Origin of the sequence: Noviluteimonas lactosilytica, from assembly GCF_020866925.1 — a bacterium.
Classification (GTDB): Bacteria; Pseudomonadota; Gammaproteobacteria; order Xanthomonadales; family Xanthomonadaceae; genus Noviluteimonas; species Noviluteimonas lactosilytica.
Map to the genome: position 1 here is coordinate 96081 of NZ_JAJGAK010000004.1, position 20147 is coordinate 116227.

Sequence of the window (20147 nt, forward strand, 5' to 3'; positions counted from 1 at the left end):
AGTCCAGCATGGGCGTGCTGCGCAATGGTCTCGGTTTCCTGTCGTTCGCTTCCCGAAACGTCGGCCTGCGCGAAGACCAGGCGATGATCGCCGTCGACAACGTCTTCCGCTTCGTGCGCGTGCCTGAAGGCTGCGACAACCCGTACGCGATGCAGCCCGATATCATTCGCTCCTGCTTCGTCGGCGACTTCGCACAGCCGTTGCGGTTCGAAGATGCGGCAAAGCTCAACGTGCCGGTCGAAAAGTGGACCGCGCCTGCCGATAAGGGTGATGGCACCGAGTTCGCCGCGGTGAAGGGCGAGCATGCCGAGGCCTACTGCAGCCGGCTGCGCACCGGCAACTTTGCCGACTGGCGCGTACCGACCCCAGTTGAACTGGAGATGCTCTGGCAGATGTTCCCCTACAACCAGTTGTTCACACAGATGGGCTGGTCCACCGGCGCGCACCTGACTTCCGAGCGTAATGGCGCCGGGTACACGGCGGTCAACTTGTTCGACGGTCGCCACGAAGGGCATTGGAACGCGCTTCCGGTGACCTGCATCCGCTGATTCATCGCGTCACTTGCACGTGTCGCCCATTTCTGGGCGACACGTCGAATCTTCACCGACAACATCGAGCAGCATGTCCGCGGGATGCGCGCTCCTTCCAAGGAGCGTCCTCCATGCGTCACCCACTACTCACCGCGCTCGCGTGTAGCGCCGTGTTCTTCTCCTTCGGCGCCAACGCGGCGAAGTCCGGTACCGACGGTACCTTCACCGGCACCTACGTGATCGAAGCGCTGCCGAACAACACGCTCGACCATGCGAATGCGAAGTGCATGATCTTCGATGCTGCGCAGGGGGCCTACGGGATTCGCCTGCATCGCGGGATCTGCTCAGGGCCATGCGGGGAGGGCCATCCGTATGTGGCCATCGCGATCGCGACCCCGGAACGCGCCTGGGATATCGCCCCCGTTAAACACAGCGATGGCCGCACGGCGCATGTCATTCGCAATCGCGCCAATGGGCAATGCCTGATTCGCAGCAACAACGGCCATGACGTCGTCCCGCGCCTCTTCATGTGGAACGCTTCCAACCCGCAGTGGTGTGGCCTTTCTTCCGCAAATGCGGTGATCGAAAACGGCCAGGCGGCGTGGGTGTTCGGCGACAGCCCGACCGAATCGGGCACCCTCGTATCCAGCATGGGCGTGCTGCGCAATGGTCTCGGTTTCCTGTCGTTCGCTTCCCGAAACGTCGGCCTGCGCGAAGACCAGGCGATGATCGCCGTCGACAACGTCTTCCGCTTCGTGCGCGTGCCTGAAGGCTGCGACAACGCGCACGCCACGCAGCCCGACATCATCCGCTCGTGCTTCCACGGCGACTTCGCGCAGCCGTTGCGATTCGAAGATGCGGCGAAGCTCAATGTGCCGGTCGAGAAGTGGACCGCGCTTCCCGGCAGGGGTGAGCCCGGCGCCGAGTTCGCTGCGGTGAAGGGCGAGCATGCCGAGGCCTACTGCAGTCGACTGCGCACCGGCAACTTCGCGGACTGGCGCGTGCCGAACGCAGGTGAACTGCACGGGCTCTACCTCACTTTCCCGGACAACCAGTTGTTCGAACAGATGGGCTGGTCCACCGGCGCGCACATGACTTCCGAGCGTAACGGCGCCGGCTACACCGCGGTCAACTTGTTCGATGGTGAGTTCGAAGGCCACTGGAACGCGCTTCCGGTCGCCTGCATCCGTTGATCCATCGCGTCACTTGCACGTGTCGTCCACGACGGGCGACACGTTGCAATCACTTCGCAGAAGTGTCCTTCGCAGGTTCCGTCGCCGCCGACTCCGCAGGCGAATCGCGAACGTCAGCCGCCGACTTGCGCTGCGACAGGATCCATCCATGCACCGCGATGCCGAGCGCCACCAGCGCCAGGATCGACAAGGTCAGCTTTCGATCGATCTGCATCGCATCCCTCCGCGCACCGTTCCGTCCCCCTAAGGTTGCACCATCTTCACCCGTGCGGGCGATACGTGCAGGTTGCCGGGCACGACGAAGCGCCACAGGTGTTCCAGTCCGTGGCGGATGCCGATACGCGGTGTGGCGATCGGATGCAATGGCGGCGCGGTGCCGTCGTCGTAGATCCGCGGGCCGCCGCCCTTCACCAAGTCCACCCCGTTCAACGCACCGGTGATGCCCAACGCCTGCGTCAGCCTCGCAGGTCCACTGCAGAGTAATCGCTCCGACACGCCGCCGCGCGCGTCATGCATCGCATCGAGTCCCGCGATCGGTTCGAGCGCACGGATGAGTACGCCGGCGCCGGGCGTGTGGTCCCACGCCACCGCATTCGCGCACCAGTGCATGCCGTAGGTGAAGTAGACATACATATGGCCGGGTTCGCCGAACATCGTCGCGTTGCGCGCGGTGCGGCCGCGAAAGGTGTGCGCGGCGGGGTCGATGCCCGCGCAATACGCTTCGACTTCGACGATGCGACCCGCACGACCATCGGGCATCGCCAGCACTTTGTTGAGCAACTCGCGCGCGACATGCACGGTGTCGCGGCGATAGAACGCGCGGGGCAGGCGGGTGCGTCGGGGTGGCATGCAGCGAGTCTAGGCTGCCGCGCGTCGGCGCCCGTTCACCCGTGCGACCGGCGGTGACCGAGCGGCCGTTGTCTGCGCGTTGGTTCCATTCGCCCAGTTCCGGGCGACTGATCGAGGGGTCTCGCCATGACACGCTCCCTGCTCGCGACCGCCCTGGCGGCCGCCCTCGCCACCACGCTCGTCGCGGGCTGCCAACGCGGCGAACCCACGGGTGCGGAAGCACCTGCGTCGTCCACCGCAGCCGCCGCACCTGCCGCCGACACCGCCGCAGCGACCGTCGCCGCCAAACCCGCGCCCACCGACTTCGACCAACTCTCCGGCCGCCTCGTTTCCAACGCCGCCGTGAAGGAAGGCGACGTCGTGTTGATCGTCGGCCGCGTGCACGACGCCGAGTTGATGGAAGACATCGCGGTCGCCGCGCGCAAGGTCGGCGCGTTCCCGATGATCAACTACAGCAGCGATCGCCTCGCCAAGCGCATGTTTTTCGACGTGCCGGAGAAATGGGATTCGCAGGTCGACACGCTGGACACCGAGATGGCCGATGTCGTCGACGTGATCATCTCGCTCGGCAACGGCACCAGCGAAAACCTGTTCGAAGGCGCCGATCCCAAGCGCATGGCCGCGCGCGGCAAGGCGAACGAAGGCATCGGCCAGCTGTACCAGCGCAAGGGCGTGCGCAACCTGGAAGTCGGCAACAACCTGTATCCGACGCCGTGGCGCGCGCAGCGGTTCGGCGTCAGCGAAGACGAGCTGTCGAAGATGTTCTGGAGCGGCGTGAACCTCGATTACGCCGATCTCGTGAAGCGCGGCGCCGACGTCAAGGCCGCCCTCGCCGGCGGCAGCGCCGTGCACATCACGCATCCCAACGGCACCGACCTCACCGTCGACATCAAGGGTCGCCCCGTGCTCGTCAGCGACGGCGTGATTTCGGAGGAAGACATCGAAGCCGGCGGCGCATCGAACGCGGTGTACCTGCCCGCGGGCGAGGTCTACACCACGCCGGTGAAGGGCACCGCCAACGGCAAGCTGGTGAACTCGAAGTCGTTCTATCGCGGCAAGCAGATCGACAACCTGACGATGGAGTTCAAGGACGGCAAGATGACCGGCATCACCGGCAGCGGCCCCGGCTTCGCCGACCTGAAGGCCGAATACGACGCCGTCGACGACGCACGCAAGGACGACTTCGCCTTCATCGACCTCGGCATCAATCCGAACATCAAGCTGCCCGCTGAATCCACCGTCGGCAACTGGGTGCCCGCTGGCACGATCAGCGTCGGCACCGGCGCCAACGTGTGGGCGGGCGGCGACAACACCGTGCCTTACGGCCAGACGGTGTCGTTGCCGGGCAGCACCGTGACGCTCGATGGGAAGGCGATCATCGAGAACGGGAACCTGAAGCTCTGACGCACTAGACTCCGCGGGGTCTGTCCATCGCAGGCCCCGCCCATGCCCCGCCAGTACCTGCTCGTCGATTTCGAGAACGTGCAACCCGCGAACCTCGGCGCGTTGAAGCCGGGCGAGTGGGACATCCGCGTGTTCCTCGGGCAACACCAGACGCGGCTCGAGTTCGGGCTGGTGCAGGCGGTGCAGGCGTTCGGCGCGAACGCGCAGTACATCCAGATCGTCGGCAACGGCAAGGACGCGCTCGACTTCCACATCGCGTTCTACATCGGCAGGTTGTCGATCGAAGAACCCGGATCGACCTTCGTGATCGTTTCGCGCGACACGGGGTTCGATCCGCTGATCAAGCACCTCGACAAACTCGGCATCGCCTGCAAGCGCGTCGCGACGATCCCGGGTGCGGCGGTGCGTTTGCCGACGGCGACAAAAGCGGCGAAGCAACCGGCGCCCGCGAAGCAACCGGCGCCCGCGAAGCAACCGGCGAAGCAAGCCGCGCCTGCGAAGGTCGCCGTAAAATCGACCAGGACGCCGGCCAGGAAAGCCGCAGCGAAGAAAGCACCGGCCGCGCCACCCCGCCTGCAGGAAGTCGTCGATCGCCTGCGTGGCATGAAGCATGCCCGCCCGCGCACGGTGAAGACCTTGCGTTCGTCGCTCGCGAGCTTCAATCCGCCGTTCGTCGACGCCGACATCGACCGGATGTTGCAGGCCCTGCAATCCACGGGCGTGCTGCGCGTCGAAGGCACGAAGATCGTCTACGACGCCCAGGCCTGAAGCTGAGCCGGGCTTCACGCGCCCGGCGCTAGTCTCCGCCGAATGGACGAGCAACAGGACGACCGCCGCCGCTATCCGCGCCAGCCGATGGTGCGGGCGATCATGGTGCGACCGAACGGCCACAAGATCGACGCGCACGTGCTCGATCTTTCGCTCGGCGGCGCACGCGTCACGCTGCCGCAGAACTGGAACCCGGAAAGCGGCGCAACGCTTCGCATGTACTTCCAGAACGGCGACGAACAGGAGTCGATCACCTTGCGCGGCCATGTCACGCGCGTGGGCCTGGACGACATGGGTGTCGAGTTCGAGCCGCAGCAGGAACAGGACATCCGCGAGCTGTTCGCTTCGCTCGGTCCCCGCCAATGACGACCGCTTCGGCCGGGCGTATGCTCGATCCATGGGGAACGGCGACTACAAGCTGAAGCTGGTGCACGACGGCGATGGCCTGTGGGCCACGGTGACGGGCACGCGCAGTGTCGCCAACACCGCCGCCTACTGGGAAGCGATCCTCGCCGAAGTCCTGCGCCAGCGTCCTCGCTGGTTGTACGTCGACGATCGCATGAAGGGCGCGGAAATCGCGATCGGCGAATGGTTCGCCCTTGTCGATGCCATGAAGGGTCGCGGCCTCGAAGGCCTGCGCATCGCGCACGTGAAGCCCGTCGGCGTGAACCACCTGGAGTACTGCGAGATCTTCGCGCGCGAAGCGGGACTCGAAGCGCGCGCGTTCTCCGATCCGGGCACCGCAGAACGCTGGCTACGCTATGGCGTGCCGGAAGAAACGCGGTGATCCGAAGACGCTGAACGCGCGCGTCCTTCACGCGCCATCGCGCGAACGCTGACGACACTCGAACCTCCACGTCACGGAGGCGCCCATGGCCACGCGTTCGGAGAAGACGCAGCGCATCGCGAAGCTGCTCGAAGACATCGACATCTGCATGTTCACCACGGTCGGCGAGGCTGGCTACCTGGTGAGCCGGCCATTGTCGACGCAGGCCGCCGAATTCGACGGCGAGCGATTGTGGTTCTTCACCAGCGCGCGCAGCCCGAAGATGCGTGAGATCGCGCGCAATCCGAAGGTCAACGTGGCGTACGCCTCGAAGGATCGCAACGTGTATGCGTCGGTGACGGGCGATGCGCGCATCAACCAGGATCCGGCACGCATCGACGAATTCTGGAGCGACGCCTACAAGGCTTACTTCCCGCGCGGGAAGAACGACCCGAATGTCGCGCTGGTCGAAGTCCTGGTGCGCACCGTCGAGTACTGGGAAGGCCCGGGCTCCTGGATCGGCAAGTCGGTCGCTTTCGTGATCGCACGCGTGACGAAGCGCGAAGAGATCATGGCGGAGAACAAGTTGATCCGCGTGCGCAAGGGCGCGCCGAAGAAGCGCGCCGCTGCGAAGAAGGCCGGGGCGAAGAAGGCCGCGACAAAGACGGCGACGCGAAAGACGGCGGCCCGCAAGACCGCGACGCGAACGGCGGCGACGAAGAAATCGGCTGCCAAATCGACACGCAGACCCGCCGCGAAAAAAGCCCGGCGTTAACGCCCGCCGGCCAGCGCGTTCTTCCCGCGTGCCAACTCCAGCGCCGCCTCCAGCACCGTGTCGCGCCCCGCGCGGAAATCCGCGACGGTCGGATGCACGACGACCTGCGGCTTCACTCCGACGCCGACGAACTCGCGGCCATCCGGATACGTGTCGCGCTTGGTGCAGATGCGCGCCATGATCCCGCCCGGCAGCGACACGATGAGCGGTTGCCCCGTGCTGCCGCCGGTGGCTTCGCCGACGATGCGACCGCGCTGCATCGCATCGAACGCGACCGCGAAGTCTTCCGCCGCCGAGTACGTGCGTGCGCTGGTGAGCACGTACACGGGCTTGTCGTAACGGCGCGCGCCATCGGGCGCCACCACGCCGGCCGCTTCGCGATGCGCCTGTTCGCCCTGCTGCCAGGCGCGGTAGGTCGGCACGTATTCGCGCGTTCGCCATGCGCTCGTCTGGAAGGCCTTGTCGGTGAGCGTCGCAAGCACCTTGTAGCCGACGCCGCTGTTGCCGCCGCCGTTGTCGCGCAGGTCGAACACGATCGCGTCGGCCTTCGCGATCTGCGCGAACTGCGCGAGGTATTCCTTCGCCGCCGTGTCGTCGCCGAACGAGCGCAACGCGACCCACGCGACGTTGCCGGGCAACATGCGGAACTCGAACGGCGCAGTGTTCGGCAGCAACGCGGTGCGCGGCTTGGCCGCCATGCGTGGCATCGAAAGCTCGTGCGACTTGCCCTGCAGGTCGCGCACCGTCACGCGCGCGGGCGCATCGAGCGGACCGGTCAGCAGGAAACGCTCGTACATGCGCGATTCGCGGTCCTGCTGTGTCGATGCCGCGATGTAAGGCAGCACCGCATCGTGCGCGAACGCCGTCACCGGACGGCCGTCGACTGCGACGATCTCCCAGCCTGGCGCAACACCCGCGGCACGCAGCGCGGGATCGAACACATCGCGCACGATCACGCGGCCTTCGAGCCACAGCGTGTTGATGCCCGGTCGCGACGCCCAGGCATCGGCGGCCTCCTTGTCCGGGAACACGCTCGTGTGCCCGTCGCCGAGCTGCGCGTAAAAGCGCTGCATTTCCTTGTAGTAGGCCTCGTTGCTCTTCGCGGCGCGCACGCGCGGCAGCGTCGCAAGGTAGAGCGCATCCCAATCGAGGTCGGGCACGAGATCGAAGTTGACGAAGTTGTACTTCGCTTCGCTCCACGCGCGCGATAGGCCGGCGACGCGCTGGTCTTCGGTGAGCGGCGCGTCCCACGCGCTCGTCAACGCCGGGTTGTTCCACATGCGCTCGCGTTGCGCGCCGATGCGATCGATCCGTGCAATGAGCGGCGCCCAACGTGCATCGGCGTGCAGCGATGCGAGGTCCGAGTCCTGCGCCATGTGCTTGCCGTTCGCCCAGCCTGCGTCGACGGCCTGTTGCAGGAAGTCGAAGGCAGCATCGCCGCGGCCGGCGAGCGCCGCGGAACACGCGGCGTTGTAGTACACGCCGCCGGTGTCCGCACCGGCCTTCGCGGCGGCGGCGTACAAGTCGGCGCTGCGTGCATAGTCCTTCGCGGCGTAGGCCGCCTGCGCCTGCTCGGCGAGTGCGCTCGCATCCTGCGCCAGTACGGGCAGGGCGAAGCCCGCGGAGAGGGCGAGGGTCAGCAGCGAAAGGCGCAGGCGCATGGGCGGCTCGTCGAACGATCGGGGGCTGCGCATTGTCGTCGCGCCCCCGGCACCGCCCATGTGGCGATGGTCATTCCAACCTTTCGCCGAACCTCCGCATCGCGGCTCACGCCGCGTCGGCCACCAGGCCACCGCGGTGCTTGAAGCGCAGCCACACCGTCTGCGCGACGAGCACGACGGCCAGCGCCAGCGCACACCACGCGGCAGCGGTCGCGCCCGGCACGCCCCAGCCATGCTGCATCGCGTACACGCCGAGCAAGCCCCAGGTCGCCGCGCCCGCGTAGTCGACGTTACCGCGCATGCGATGGTTCGCCCACAGCAACAACGCGGCGAGTCCCGCGAACAACACCAGGCTCCACGACAACATGTCGGTCGTCGACAACAACCGGTACGCGACGATCACCTGCGCGAGATTGAGGAAGGCCGCGAGCGACAACCACCCGGCGTGCAACGAGATCGGCGACCACGCCCACAACCACTGCTGCGGCAGGCGTTGCGCATCGTCGGTGAGCACGATCGCCGCGCGCAGCAGGCACGCAAGCGCGGCGAAGATCACCGCGAGGCACAACCAATACAGCCCCATCGAGAACAACGGCATCCACGCCGCTGTGAGCGCGAACCCCGCCGCCGTCCACGGTGCGATGCGCGACAGCGTCGCGTCGCGCCGGCGTTCTCCCGTCGCCTGCCACACGCCGTACAACACGTCGAACACGAAGATCAGCCCCCAGATCGCGAAGGCGTATCCCGCCGCGACGAGCAGCGTCGGATATTGCGCGGACACCGCGGCATTGGTCGGACCGAACGTCCCGCGCTGCGATAACCACGCAACGACGGGCATGGCGAGCGAACACAACAGGACGAGCAGGCGCATGACGGGGCACTCCATGGCGGATGCGACGGGCGAAGGTACTTCGACCCCGCCTCGCGACGCCGTGATTGCCGCTTCGCCTGCTCGCGTTCAACTGCATGAATCATCCCGCCACGCACTGTCGAGTTCGCGCCTGTCCGTTGACCGGCCGCTCACTATTGCCCGCGCACGCTCGGGGACTCTCCCAGCAGGAGTTCCACGGATGACACGCAAGACACTCTGCACGCTCATTGCCGCCATGCTCGCGACCGCCGCGTTCAGCGCAGCCGCGAACAAGAGCGGCGACGACAAGTTCAAGATGATGGACACCAACAGCGACGGCCAGGTCAGTTCGGCCGAACATGCCGCCGGCGTCACCAAGATGTTCGGCGAGATGGACGCCAACAAGGACGGCTTCGTCACCGCCGCCGAAATGGACGCCAGGCACGCCATGAAAGCCGACAAGGGCGACATGCGCGGCCACGACATGAAGTCGTCCGACAAGATCGCCAAGATGGACAAGGACGGCGACGGCAAGCTGTCTGCGGCCGAACACGACGCCGGTGCGGCCGACATGTTCAAGATGGCCGACAGCGACGGCAACGGCATGCTCTCGCAGTCCGAGATGTCCTCCGCTCACGGCAAGATGATGAGCAAGGACAAGGCATCGAAGGACAAGGACAAGGACGCGGCGGGCATGACCGATCACTCGGGCCATGACGCCGGTTCCGGCACCACCACGCCGCCCCCGGACGGCAACGACGGCTGAAGCACCGTCGCGCCGTACCGTCCTGCCTCGACGGCAGGGCGGTACGCGCGCGTCGTGTGAAGACGCATTAACGCGCGCGATGGTCCAATACGCGCGCGCGCCGCGGGGAGGTGCGCCAGCACTCGAGGGGTCCGCTTGAACCGCAATGCATCACCTTGGCCCGCGCCGCCGCCCACGGCGTGGAAAGACGACGACGCCATCTTCCGCCGGCTGGTGGAGGAGGTGCCGGACTACGCCATCTTCATGCTCGACGCCGAAGGGTGCGTGCGTACGTGGAATACCGGCGCCGAACGCATCAAGGGGTACACGGGCGACGAGATCATCGGTCGCCACTTCTCGGTGTTCTATCCGCAGGAACGCATCGATGCCGGGTGGCCGCAACACGAGTTGCGCGTCGCTGCCGAAGTCGGCCAGTTCGAGGACGAAGGCTGGCGCGTCCGCAAGGACGGCACGCAGTTCTGGGCGAACGTGGTGATCACGCGCGTGCTCGACGACCACGGCGACCTGCTCGGCTTCTCCAAGATCACCCGCGACCTCACCGCGCGCCGCCGCCAGGAAGAACTGCTTCGCCGTAGCGAAGAACGCTTCCGCCTGCTGATCGAAGGCGTGCGCGACTACGCGATCTTCATGCTCGATCCCGAGGGTCATGTCGCGAGCTGGAACGCAGGCGCGCAACAGACCAAGGGCTACGGCGCCGACGAAATCCTCGGCCGCCACTTCTCGACGTTCTATCCGCCCGAAATCGCGCGCAGCGGCTGGCCGCAGCGCGAACTCGAAATCGCGCTGGAGGAAGGCCGCTGCGAAGACGAAGGCTGGCGCGTGCGCAAGGACGGCTCGCGCTTCTGGGCGAGCGTCGTCATCACCGCGTTGCGCGACGAACACGGCAAGCACATCGGCTTCTCGAAAGTGACGCGCGACCTGACCGATCGCCGGCGCGTGCGCACGCTGGAAGACGAAGGCCGTCGCGTCACGACGTTCCTGGCGATGCTCGGCCACGAACTGCGCAACCCCCTCGCGCCGATCGCGAATGCGGTGGCGATCATGCAGCTGGAAACGCTCCAGACAGAACGCATGCGCATGTGCCGCGACGTGATCGCACGCCAGCTCGGGCAGATGTCGCGACTTGTCGACGACCTGCTCGACGTGGGCCGCATCACCAGCGGCAAGATCCACATGGAGATGGCCCCCGTCGACCTGTCGAGAACGATGGCGACGGCGATCGAAGCGATCGAACCCTTCGCGCGCAGCCGTTCGCAGACGCTGACGCTGGAACTTCCCGACGAACCGGCGTGGGTCTCCGGCGACGCCGCGCGCCTGCTGCAGATCGTCGGCAACCTGCTGAACAACGCGGTGAAATTCACCGACCGCGGCGGGCGCATCCTCCTCGCATTGCGTCGCAGCCGCGCGTTCGCGGAGATCGCGGTGTCCGACAACGGGCCGGGCATCGACCCCGCGCGCCTGCAGGACATCTTCAACCTGTTCGTGCAGGGCGACCAGGACATGGCGCGCACCCAGGGCGGCCTCGGGCTGGGCCTGAGCCTGGTGCAGCAGCTGGTGACGCTGCATGGCGGCGACGTGGCGGCGTACAGCGCCGGCCTGGGCAAGGGTGCGGAATTCGTCGTGCGCATCCCGATGATCGAAACGCCCGACGCAGATGCGGACGACGCCGGACATGCACCGCAACTGAAATCGCGCAGCGTGCTGGTCGTCGACGACAACCGCGACGCGGCCGACACGATGGCCGCGCTGCTCGAACGTCTCGGCTATCGCGCGCGCACCGCGTACGACGCCGCGACTGCGCTCGATGCGATCCGCGCCGAACGCCCGGACATCGCCTTCCTCGACATCGGCCTGCCCGACACGGACGGCATGACGCTCGCGCAGAAGATCCTCGCCGAGTGGGGCGACGGCATCGCGCTGATAGCCGTCACCGGCTACGGGCAGGGGCAGGATCGCGCGGCGACGTCGGCCGCGGGCTTCCGCGACCACCTCGTCAAGCCGATCGTGTCCGACGCGCTGACCGAAGCGCTCGCACGCATCAACGCTTGAATTCGCGGCGGATCCAGGTGTCGATCAGGCGCTTGTCGTAGCGCAGCGGATCGTTGGCGGGGAAGGGCGGCTGCGATTGCAGGTACGCAAGGTCGGCGATCTTGCGTTCGCCTTCGGCCACCACCGCGCCGCTGGCGTCGACGTGGCGGAAGTTGAGCGTCATGCGCGGCGGATAGACGTCGCGCATCACGCGGATGTCGTCGGACGTGGCGCGCGGGATCCACTCGTATTCGCCGGCGCGGGTGATGTCGAGGATCTCGACGTCGACGCGGTCGCCGGCGGGCACGGCCTTCGTGATCTTCGCCTGCATGTAGTCCGCGAGCTCGACCACCCAGTCGCCGCGCGCCGCTTCCCGGTGGTTCTGGCTGTAACGCAGCTCGGAGAAGGCGGCCGGATCGGCCCAGCGCACGTTCACGGCGGTGCCTTCGCCGACTTCGCGAGGCTGTCCGGAGCCGGTGACCATGCGCGGGCCGGTGGAGGCGCAGGACGCCAGCGACAGCGCGAGGACGAGGCAGGCGAGGGGACGGGCGTTCATGGCGGTGCTCCGCGTGGCTTTCACTCGTGAGTGTGTGCCGCAACCGCCGCCGGTTCAAACCCACGGCCGCTCTGCGTTTCGCCTTGCGTCAGCCTTCATTGACCGTCCCCCCTGGAGCACGCGATGAACCCCCTGTCCGTCCGAGTCGCCGCCTTCACCATCGCCGTCGGCACCCTCCTCATCGGTACCTGCGCCGCGCAGGTCAACACCGCCCCCGACGCCACCCCGCGCACCTCCAACCCCGTGCCGTCCGACGCCCGCCTGCCGCAGAACGCCCAACAGCGCATGGCCGCGCTCGACCGCAACGGCGACGGTTCGGTGAGCGAGGACGAGTACGAGGATTCGATCCGCGACACCTTCCGCGCGCTCGATGCCGACCGCAACAACCGCGTCAGCCCCGACGAACTCGCCAGCGCGGGCGCACCGCAGCAGGACGGCATGCTGTCGCCCGCCGACCGGATCCGCCGCATCGACATGAACACCGACGGCGAACTCACCGAGGAAGAACTGGAGCGCGGCGCGGAGCAGGCGTTCGAGTTGCTCGACACGAGCGACGACGACACGCTCGATCTCGGCGAGTTGATGTCGGGCGGCGGGTAAGCAAGAGCAGGGCAAAAACAGGGGTCAGAGCACTATTTCGGAACGAAATAGTGCTCTGACCCCTGTTTTGGCCCCTGTTTGCCCTAGTGCCGGCGCTTGTCGTACCAGAGCGCCAGGTGGTCGCGCGAATGCAGCATGCGTCGTCCGCGCAGGGCGAAGCGCAGCATCAGCCGCAGGTGATCGACGAGGCCGAAGGTGCGCAGCTTGCGATCGGAGGTGTGCACCGCTTCGCGCAGGATGCGCATCCGGCCGATGCGCGCCAGCGCGCGACCGAACGCGACGTCTTCGCCCGCATACCAGCGCGTGTCGAAGCCGCCGATCGCGTCGAAGGCGTCGCGCGTGCAGTAGAGGAAGCACCCGGGCGTCACGCGCGTCCAGCGGAACAACTGCATCAACGCCTTGGTTAGGACGCGCAGGCTCCAGCGCACGTCGCCGTCGAGTTCCACCGCGCACCCGCCGCCGACCGCGCCCGCATCGAGCGCGGCGATTGCCGCACGCAGCACGCGTGCATCGACGCGTGTGTCCGCATCGACGAAACACAACCGCGTGCCCGTCGCCTGCGCCGCGCCCGCATTGCGCGTGGCCGCGATGTGGCGGAACGCGACCGGCACGACGCGCGCCCCATGCGCACGCGCGATGTCGGCCGTGCCGTCGGTCGACGCGTCGTCCACCACGATGCATTCGTGCGCGACGCCGCACTCGCGCGCGGCCGCCTGCAGCGCATCGAGCGTCGCGCCGATCAACGGCGCCTCGTCGTGTGCGGGAACGATGAACGACCACATCCGGCGATGATCGCACGCAGGGTCGATCGGACCGGCGTCCGGCACCCCGCCGGAACCCGCGCTAGACTCCGCCCCGGAGCATCCCGGGGGCGCCATGCACGGTCCGGAGGGCGACATCGCTGAAGCCACGCAGCCCGCAACGGCCGGCGCCGACCCGGCCGCATCGGCGTTGCACGCGCGGCTGACCGGGCTGCTCGCCGAAGTCTCGCGCGAAGCGCTGCAGGGCGAGGACCTCGAGGCCGTGTTGCGGCGCATCGTCGAATGCCTCGTGCGCAACCTGCCGGTGGCCATCGCGAGCATCATCCTGCTCGACGACGACGGCCAGCATTTCGTGCACGAAACCTGGGCGGGCGACCTCGACCTGTATCCGGCCGAACTCGCGAACGGCTGGCCCATCAGCGTCGGCGCCGCGGGTCGTTGCGCACGCACGGGCGAAGCGCAACGCATCACCGATGTCGACACCGATCCGGATTACGTGCCGGGCAACACGCGCGTGCGTTCCGAGTACCTCGTGCCCATCCGGCATCGCGCGCGCCTGCACGGCGTGCTCAACATCGAAAGCACGCGCGCGGATTTCTTCGACCAGGCCGCGTGCGACGTCTTCGATGCGATCGCCGACCAGGTCGCCGGCGCGATCCACCTCGCGCGCGTCGTCGCCGAACTCGAAACCGCGAATCGCAAGCTGCAGGCGCTGTCGATGATCGACGGTCTCACCGGCATCGCCAATCGCCGCTGCTTCGACCAGCGCCTTGCGTCCGATTGGGAATGGCTCGCGGCGGAATCGCGCGAACTCGCACTCGTGCTCATCGACGCCGATGCGTTCAAGCCGCTCAACGACGCGCACGGCCACTTGTACGGCGACGAATGCCTGCGCGAACTCGCGCGCCTGTGCACGCGCTTCGCCGACGGCGGGAACGACCTCGTCGCGCGCTTCGGCGGCGAAGAACTCGTGTTGCTGCTTCCGGGTCGATCGCTAGAAGCGGCCGTGGCGCTCGGCGAAGCATTGCGCCGCGACGTCGAAGCGGCCGGCATGCCGCACGACGCATCGACCATCGCTTCCTGCGTGACCGTCAGCGTCGGCGTCAGCGCCGTCACGCCCAGCAAGGCGCGCTCCCCCGAGCGCCTGCTCGCCGCCGCCGACCGCGCGCTGTATGCGGCGAAGGCGCAGGGCCGCAATCGCGTGGTGGCCGCACTCACCGGCGACTGATTGCCCCCGTGCCAGCGCGCGCGGGCGCTGATTGCCCCGATTCCGGGACAGTCCTTCCACGTTTTGCGGTCTTATCGCCGTCGCATTGCGCGACTAGCCTGTGCGTCCCCCAGGAAGCCGGTGAGGTCCCCCATGCGCCGCCGCAAGCTCCGCATCGTCGTCTCCTTCACCCGCCTCATGCGTGCGGTCTTCGCCAGTCGCAGGCCCGCGCTCGGTTTCGGCGAGCTCGGATGAACCACGCGGGCGCGGCGCACGGCTACGATGGGTTCCCCCCCGCCCATCGTGCCGAGGCGCCGCGCATGGCCGAACGCGAACCCGTCGTTTCCATCCGCGACGTCAGCAAGACCTATGCGACCGGCTTCGAGGCGCTGAAGCACGTCGACCTCGACATCCACCGTGGCGAAATCTTCGCGCTGCTCGGCCCGAACGGCGCAGGCAAGACCACGCTCATCAGCATCGTCTGCGGGATCGTCAACGCGAGTTCCGGCACGGTCCTCGCCGCGGGCCACGACATCGTCCGGGAGTTCCGCGCCGCGCGCAGCCTGATCGGCCTGGTGCCGCAGGAGTTGTCGACCGACACGTTCGAGTCGGTGTGGTCGACGTTGCGCTTCAGTCGCGGCCTGTTCGGCAAGCCGCCGGACGACAAGCACCTCGAACGCGTGCTGCGCGACCTGTCGCTGTGGGACAAGAAGGACGCGAAGATCATGACGCTGTCCGGCGGCATGAAGCGCCGCGTGCTGATCGCCAAGGCGCTCGCGCACGAACCGCAGATCCTGTTCCTCGACGAACCCACCGCGGGCGTCGACGTCGAACTGCGCCACGACATGTGGGAGATGGTGCGCCGCCTGCGCGAGCAGGGCACGACGATCATCCTCACCACGCACTACATCGAAGAAGCGGAAGAGATGGCCGACCGCATCGGCGTCATCCGCAGGGGCGAGCTGATCGTCGTCGAAGACAAACGCACGCTGATGCGCAAGCTCGGCAGCAAGCAACTCGCGATCCAGCTGCAGGCGCCGCTCGACGGCATTCCGCAAGGCTTGTCCGATCTGCCGCTGACGCTGAGCGAAGACGGCCACTCGCTCGTCTACACCTTCGACACGCAGGCCGACGACACCGGCATCGCGCCGTTGCTGCGGCGGCTGCACGAGCAGGGCATCGACTTCAAGGACCTGCATTCCAGCGAGACCTCGCTCGAGGACATCTTCGTGAGCCTGGTGAGGACGCCCGCATGAACACGCACGCGATCCGCGCGATCTACCGGTTCGAAATGGCGCGCACGTTCCGCACCGCGCTGGAAAGCATCCTGTCGCCGGTGCTGACGACGTCGCTTTACTTCATCGTGTTCGGCGCGGCGATCGGCTCGCGTATGGGCGATCTCGGCGGCGTGAGCTACGGGGCTTTCATCATTCCCGGGCTGATCATGCTGTCGCTGTTGAACGAGAGCATCTCGAATGCATCGTTCGGCATCTACCTGCCCAAATGGTCGGGCACGATCTTCGAATTGCTGTCGGCGCCGGTGACCTACTACGAGGCGGTGATCGGCTACGTGGGCGCGGCCGCGACGAAGTCGCTGATGCTCGGCGTGCTGATCCTGGTGACCGCGCGCGCGTTCGTGCCGTACGAGATCGCGCATCCGTTCTGGATGTTGTGCTTCCTCGTGCTGACCGCGGTCACCTTCAGCCTGTTCGGTTTCATCATCGGCATCTGGGCGGACAGCTTCCAGCGCCTGCAGGTGATCCCGCTGCTGATCATCACGCCGCTCACCTTCCTCGGTGGCGCGTTCTATTCGATCGACATGCTGCCGGAGCCGTGGCGCACGCTGACGTTGTTCAATCCGGTCGTGTACCTGATCAGCGGGATGCGATGGAGCTTCTTCGGGTTCGCGGATGTCAATGTCGTGCTGAGCGCCGCGGCGATCGTCGGGTTCCTGTTCGCGTGTCTGTTCGGTGTGTGGTGGATCTTCAAGACCGGGTACAAACTCAAGGCGTAATGCGGAATCAGCGATGACACGCCGCAGGCGTTGTCTCGATCGTCGACGGAACCTGCGCTTCGCGGAAATGCTCGGCACGTGCGAGCGCCGGTGCGCGGTAGCTTCGCGCCATGACCATTCAATATCACCCTGACTTGGGCGAAGCACTCTGGTGCGAATACGAAGGGCTGTCGCCTGAAATGATGAAGCGGCGACTTGCCGTCGTCGTCACTCCGAAGGCGTGTCAGCGTATGTGGCTGGCAACGGTCGTTCCGATCAGCACGACGCCGCCGGAGATCATTCGGCCCTGGCACGTGCGCTTGACGCGCGATCCCCTGCCGGGCGGAACGAAGGGCGAGGTGTGGGTCAAATGCGACATGGTGAATGCCGTGTCGTTCGCGCGGCTGTCCAACTACCACGGACGTTGGAACGGACGTCGCGAGTATCGGAAGTTGAGAGTGTCGATCGACGAATTGCGCGCGATCCGCCAAGGAGTTATCTCGGCGTTGGGACACCCTTGGTGAATTGCTTGCATCGGTCAGGCTCGGCGCGTAGATTTCGCCCGTCCCCGGCTTGCCGGGCTGAAGTCCTCCGGCCAGGTGCGCCCTCCGGAGGCAGGCCAGAATCGGCAGCCGCCATGCCGCCTGGCCTCAGGTTTCGGGAAGCCGCCTTCGGGCGGCTTCTTTCGTTTCAGGCTGCGCCGCGGAGCAGCGCAACCGTCGGCCATCGCGCTTCCGCGACATGCGCCTGCACATGCGCGCGATAGGCCTCCGCCGACATCGGTTCGTCCGCCTCGTGCCGCGTGATGTTGCAGTACCTGCACGCGGCCACGATGTTGCGCACTTCTTCGCCGCCGTCGCGGCGCGCGAGCATGTGCTCGGCGGTGCACTGGAAGTGGCCGGTGTCTTCCAGGCGCAGGCCGTGTTGTTCGGCGAACAATTCCGGTCGACGCGTCCACATCGGCGCGTCGCAGTAGTGGCAGCGGTGCTTCTGGCGACGCACGGCCACTTTGCGGAAGCGGCGGAGCTTGTGGTTGTTCGCCATCGCGCGCTCGCTCGACTCAGGCGCCGACGCGCTTGCGCACGATGTCGACGTCGCGCACCGGTCGCACTTCGATGCAGCCCGTCGTCGCCCATGGCAACTCCGAAGCGATGCGCACGGCTTCGTCGATGTCGTCGGCTTCGATCAGGTTGAAGCCGCCGAGCAGTTCCTTGGTTTCCGCGAACGGGCCGTCGCTCACGCGCGCCTGGCCGTTGCGGATGCGCACCGAGCGCGCGGTCTTCGCGTCTTCGAGTTGCTGGAACGCGAGCAGCTTGCCTTCGCGCTGCAGGTCGTCGGCGTGTTCGAGGCAACCCTTCATCATCGTGTCGAACTCGCCCTCGGGCAGGGCGTCGAGCAGCGTGGCGTCGGTGTAGACGAGCAGGAGGAACTGCATGCGTGGGGGCTCCGGCATTTCCGAATGCGGCGATGCTAGCGCATGCGCTCACGCGGCGATGCACGACGCCGCGCTAGGGTCGCGAACATGACGACCACGCCGACGCCACCGACCACGCCAACGCCGACCACGCCGCAACCGGAAAAGCCCGCCGTTCCGCCGCAACCGCGGCCCACCGAAGTCCCGCCGCAACAACCGCCGGGCCCCGAAGTGCCGCCGCCGAACGTGCCCACGCCGCAACAACCGCCGACGGTCGATCCCGTTCCGCCGGCGCCGATCGGCTGACCGGCGCCGTTGACGCGCGCGGTCAGCTGACGCGCGCGGTCAGCTGTTCGCCGCTTCGCGCTTGGCCGCCTGCAGGCGTTCGAGTTCGATCTCGTCGCGGCGTTCCTGCTGCTTGCGCAATTCCTCGCGGCGCATCTCTTCGACTTCCGCCGGCGTGGGCTCGTGCTTGAGTTCCAGCGCCGCGCCCGCGGCCATCGCCGGTTCGCCGCGCTGGCTCTTGAGCTTGATGTTCAGGCGCAGCTCGTTGGCCGAGTCGGCGTTGCGGATCGCTTCCTCGTAACCGATCAGGCCTTCGTTGTAGAGCTCGAACAGCGCCCAGTCGAACGTGCGCATGCCGAGTTCGCGCGACTTGTTCATCACGCCCTTCAACTCGTTGAACTCGCCCTTGAAGATCTTCTCGGCGATGGTCGGCGTGTTGAGCAGGATCTCGATCGCGGCCACGCGGCCCTTGCCGTCCTCGGTGCGCACCAGGCGTTGGGAGACGATCGCGCGCAGGTTGGCCGACAGGTCCATCAGCAATTGCGCGCGGCGTTCTTCCGGGAAGAAGTTGATGATGCGTTCCATCGTCTGCGATGCGCTGTTGGCATGCAGCGTGGACAGGCACAGGTGGCCGGTTTCGGCGAAGGAGATCGCGTGCTCCATCGTCTCGGCGTCGCGGATTTCGCCGACGAGGATAACGTCGGGCGCCTGGCGCAGCGTGTTCTTCAGCGCGTGGTGCCACGAGTGCGTGTCGACGCCCACTTCACGGTGCGTGATCAGCGACTTCTGCGAGACGTGCGCGTATTCGACCGGATCTTCCACCGTGATGATGTGGCCGGCCGACGTGCGATTGCGGTGGTCGATCATCGCGGCGAGCGACGTCGACTTGCCCGAACCGGTGCCGCCGACGACGAGCACGAGCCCGCGCTTCTCCATCACCACGCTCTTGAGCACTTCGGGCAGGCGCAGCTTCTCGAAGTTGGGGATCTCCGCGGCGATCGTGCGGCACACCAGGCCGACGTGGCCCTGCTGCACGAACACGTTGACGCGGAAGCGCGACACGCCCGGCACGAGAATGGCGAAGTTGCACTCCAGCTCCTTCGCGAACTCGGCCCGCTGCTTGTCGTTCATCAGCGCGTTGGCGAGGATCGCGGTGAGTTCGCCCGTCAGCTTCTGCTGCGTCATCGGCGTCATCGCGCCGTGCGACTTCATGCTGGGCGGAAAGTCGTGCGCGATGAAGAGGTCGGAACCCCCGGCCTTGGCCATTGCCGCGAGCAGCTTGTGCATGTACTCGCGGGCTTGCGTTTCGTTGAGCATGATGCGTCGCGCCGCGTGGGCGGCGTCGTCCTTGTCTGAAATGAATTCCCCTGCGCGCGCAGTGTATTCAGCGCTGCGCCAACCGACCCGGATGCCCGTCACGGTCACCCGGTCCCCATCGGTCACCTCATTCCTGTTCAGGCGCCTCGGAGCGGAACCACGCTTCGACGGTGCCCTTCACCTTCATCGTCATCGGCAGGCCGTGGCGATCGAGCGACTTGCCCACCGGCACGCGCACCCAGCCTTCGCTGATGCAGTATTCCTCGACATTCGTGCGTTCGGTGCCGTTGAACTTGATGCCGATGCCGCGTTCCAGCACCGCCTCGTCGTAGAACTTGCTGCGCGGGTCGTTGGAGAGGCGATCGGGAGGCGTATCGGTCATGGCGTGCTCGTTGCGGGTACGTCGGAAGCCGCATTGTATTGG

The 20147-nt window shown here is 66.8% G+C and carries 25 protein-coding genes; 15 read left to right on the forward strand and 10 right to left on the reverse strand.

From position 1 onward, the window contains the following. Together LK996_RS14460 and LK996_RS14465 are read left to right on the forward strand one after the other, a co-directional pair. The coding region (locus LK996_RS14460; protein WP_230528075.1) for a DUF1566 domain-containing protein at positions 1–548 on the forward strand (548 nt) is incomplete at its 5' end. 113 nt (positions 549–661) lie between these two features. Next, entirely contained in the window at positions 662–1723 is a 1062-nt protein-coding gene (locus tag LK996_RS14465) for a hypothetical protein (RefSeq protein ID WP_230528076.1), read from the forward strand. A 49-nt stretch (positions 1724–1772) separates the two neighbouring features. Here the strand turns inward: LK996_RS14465 and LK996_RS14470 are convergent, their stop codons facing one another. Continuing rightward, positions 1773–1937 (reverse strand): hypothetical protein, encoded by a 165-nt coding sequence (locus tag LK996_RS14470; protein ID WP_230528077.1) that lies wholly within the window; start codon positions 1935–1937, stop codon positions 1773–1775. A 29-nt stretch (positions 1938–1966) separates the two neighbouring features. After that, entirely contained in the window at positions 1967–2572 is a 606-nt protein-coding gene (locus tag LK996_RS14475; protein WP_230528078.1) for a DNA-3-methyladenine glycosylase, read from the reverse strand. A 126-nt stretch (positions 2573–2698) separates the two neighbouring features. Here LK996_RS14475 and LK996_RS14480 point away from each other — a divergent pair, with 126 nt between their 5' ends. From LK996_RS14480 to LK996_RS14500, 5 genes are all read left to right on the forward strand, one after another. Continuing rightward, on the forward strand, positions 2699–3976 hold the full coding sequence (locus LK996_RS14480) for an aminopeptidase (RefSeq protein WP_230528079.1): 1278 nt from the start codon (positions 2699–2701) through the stop codon (positions 3974–3976). Positions 3977–4018: 42 nt separating this feature from the next. Beyond that, the gene (locus LK996_RS14485) at positions 4019–4744 is read left to right on the forward strand and encodes a PIN domain-containing protein (RefSeq protein WP_230528080.1); all 726 of its coding nucleotides are present in this window, start codon (positions 4019–4021) and stop codon (positions 4742–4744) included. Between the two features lie 42 nt (positions 4745–4786). After that, positions 4787–5110, forward strand: coding sequence for a PilZ domain-containing protein (locus tag LK996_RS14490; RefSeq protein WP_230528081.1), 324 nt, complete (start codon positions 4787–4789; stop codon positions 5108–5110). Positions 5111–5141: 31 nt separating this feature from the next. Further along, positions 5142–5531, forward strand: coding sequence for a hypothetical protein (locus LK996_RS14495; RefSeq protein WP_230528082.1), 390 nt, complete (start codon positions 5142–5144; stop codon positions 5529–5531). 85 nt (positions 5532–5616) lie between these two features. Continuing rightward, complete coding sequence (locus LK996_RS14500; protein ID WP_425493793.1) at positions 5617–6285, forward strand: pyridoxamine 5'-phosphate oxidase family protein; 669 nt, start codon at positions 5617–5619, stop codon at positions 6283–6285. On the opposite strand, the gene LK996_RS14505 is transcribed toward LK996_RS14500, so the two are convergent. Both LK996_RS14505 and LK996_RS14510 read right to left on the reverse strand, forming a co-directional pair. After that, positions 6282–7946, reverse strand: a complete 1665-nt coding sequence (locus LK996_RS14505) for a S41 family peptidase (RefSeq protein ID WP_230528083.1) — start codon at positions 7944–7946, stop codon at positions 6282–6284. The two genes, LK996_RS14500 and LK996_RS14505, sit on opposite strands and share 4 nt — an antisense overlap. A 106-nt stretch (positions 7947–8052) precedes the next feature. After that, positions 8053–8817 (reverse strand): hypothetical protein, encoded by a 765-nt coding sequence (locus tag LK996_RS14510; protein WP_230528084.1) that lies wholly within the window; start codon positions 8815–8817, stop codon positions 8053–8055. A 199-nt stretch (positions 8818–9016) separates the two neighbouring features. Between LK996_RS14510 and LK996_RS14515 the strand changes: the two genes are divergently transcribed. Both LK996_RS14515 and LK996_RS14520 read left to right on the forward strand, forming a co-directional pair. Further along, on the forward strand, positions 9017–9562 hold the full coding sequence (locus LK996_RS14515; RefSeq protein WP_230528085.1) for an EF-hand domain-containing protein: 546 nt from the start codon (positions 9017–9019) through the stop codon (positions 9560–9562). Positions 9563–9697: 135 nt separating this feature from the next. Continuing rightward, complete coding sequence (locus LK996_RS14520; protein ID WP_230528086.1) at positions 9698–11611, forward strand: PAS domain-containing hybrid sensor histidine kinase/response regulator; 1914 nt, start codon at positions 9698–9700, stop codon at positions 11609–11611. Here the strand turns inward: LK996_RS14520 and LK996_RS14525 are convergent. Next, positions 11601–12146, reverse strand: a complete 546-nt coding sequence (locus LK996_RS14525) for a DUF3016 domain-containing protein (RefSeq protein ID WP_230528087.1) — start codon at positions 12144–12146, stop codon at positions 11601–11603. The genes LK996_RS14520 and LK996_RS14525 overlap by 11 nt on opposite strands. A 123-nt stretch (positions 12147–12269) precedes the next feature. Here LK996_RS14525 and LK996_RS14530 point away from each other — a divergent pair, with 123 nt between their 5' ends. Then, positions 12270–12746, forward strand: coding sequence for an EF-hand domain-containing protein (locus LK996_RS14530; RefSeq protein ID WP_230528088.1), 477 nt, complete (start codon positions 12270–12272; stop codon positions 12744–12746). 83 nt (positions 12747–12829) lie between these two features. Here LK996_RS14530 and LK996_RS14535 read toward each other — a convergent pair whose 3' ends face one another. Beyond that, positions 12830–13528, reverse strand: coding sequence for a glycosyltransferase (locus LK996_RS14535; protein WP_230528089.1), 699 nt, complete (start codon positions 13526–13528; stop codon positions 12830–12832). A 94-nt stretch (positions 13529–13622) separates the two neighbouring features. Here LK996_RS14535 and LK996_RS14540 point away from each other — a divergent pair, with 94 nt between their 5' ends. The 4 genes from LK996_RS14540 to LK996_RS14555 all read left to right on the forward strand — a co-directional run bounded on the left by LK996_RS14540 (position 13623) and on the right by LK996_RS14555 (position 17231). Further along, positions 13623–14735 (forward strand): sensor domain-containing diguanylate cyclase, encoded by a 1113-nt coding sequence (locus LK996_RS14540; protein WP_230528090.1) that lies wholly within the window; start codon positions 13623–13625, stop codon positions 14733–14735. 299 nt (positions 14736–15034) lie between these two features. Beyond that, positions 15035–15970 (forward strand): ABC transporter ATP-binding protein, encoded by a 936-nt coding sequence (locus LK996_RS14545; RefSeq protein ID WP_230528091.1) that lies wholly within the window; start codon positions 15035–15037, stop codon positions 15968–15970. Further along, positions 15967–16728, forward strand: coding sequence for an ABC transporter permease (locus LK996_RS14550; RefSeq protein ID WP_230528092.1), 762 nt, complete (start codon positions 15967–15969; stop codon positions 16726–16728). Before LK996_RS14545 ends, LK996_RS14550 begins: the two co-directional genes overlap by 4 nt. Positions 16729–16838: 110 nt before the next feature. Further along, positions 16839–17231, forward strand: coding sequence for a type II toxin-antitoxin system PemK/MazF family toxin (locus LK996_RS14555; protein ID WP_230528093.1), 393 nt, complete (start codon positions 16839–16841; stop codon positions 17229–17231). Positions 17232–17397: 166 nt separating this feature from the next. Here the strand turns inward: LK996_RS14555 and LK996_RS14560 are convergent, their stop codons facing one another. Beyond that, positions 17398–17751, reverse strand: coding sequence for a restriction endonuclease (locus LK996_RS14560; RefSeq protein ID WP_230528094.1), 354 nt, complete (start codon positions 17749–17751; stop codon positions 17398–17400). Positions 17752–17767: 16 nt separating this feature from the next. After that, positions 17768–18142 carry a YciI family protein gene (locus tag LK996_RS14565; protein WP_230528095.1) on the reverse strand — a complete coding sequence of 125 codons (375 nt, stop codon included), beginning with the start codon at positions 18140–18142 and terminating at the stop codon, positions 17768–17770. An 87-nt stretch (positions 18143–18229) separates the two neighbouring features. On the opposite strand from LK996_RS14565, the gene LK996_RS14570 reads away from it, so the two are divergent. Further along, entirely contained in the window at positions 18230–18427 is a 198-nt protein-coding gene (locus LK996_RS14570; protein WP_230528096.1) for a hypothetical protein, read from the forward strand. A gap of 39 nt (positions 18428–18466) precedes the next feature. Here the strand turns inward: LK996_RS14570 and LK996_RS14575 are convergent, their stop codons facing one another. After that, the gene (locus tag LK996_RS14575; RefSeq protein ID WP_425493794.1) at positions 18467–19723 is read right to left on the reverse strand and encodes a PilT/PilU family type 4a pilus ATPase; all 1257 of its coding nucleotides are present in this window, start codon (positions 19721–19723) and stop codon (positions 18467–18469) included. 127 nt (positions 19724–19850) lie between these two features. Continuing rightward, positions 19851–20105 carry a DUF3297 family protein gene (locus tag LK996_RS14580; RefSeq protein WP_230528097.1) on the reverse strand — a complete coding sequence of 85 codons (255 nt, stop codon included), beginning with the start codon at positions 20103–20105 and terminating at the stop codon, positions 19851–19853. Between the last annotated feature and the right edge of the window lie 42 nt (positions 20106–20147).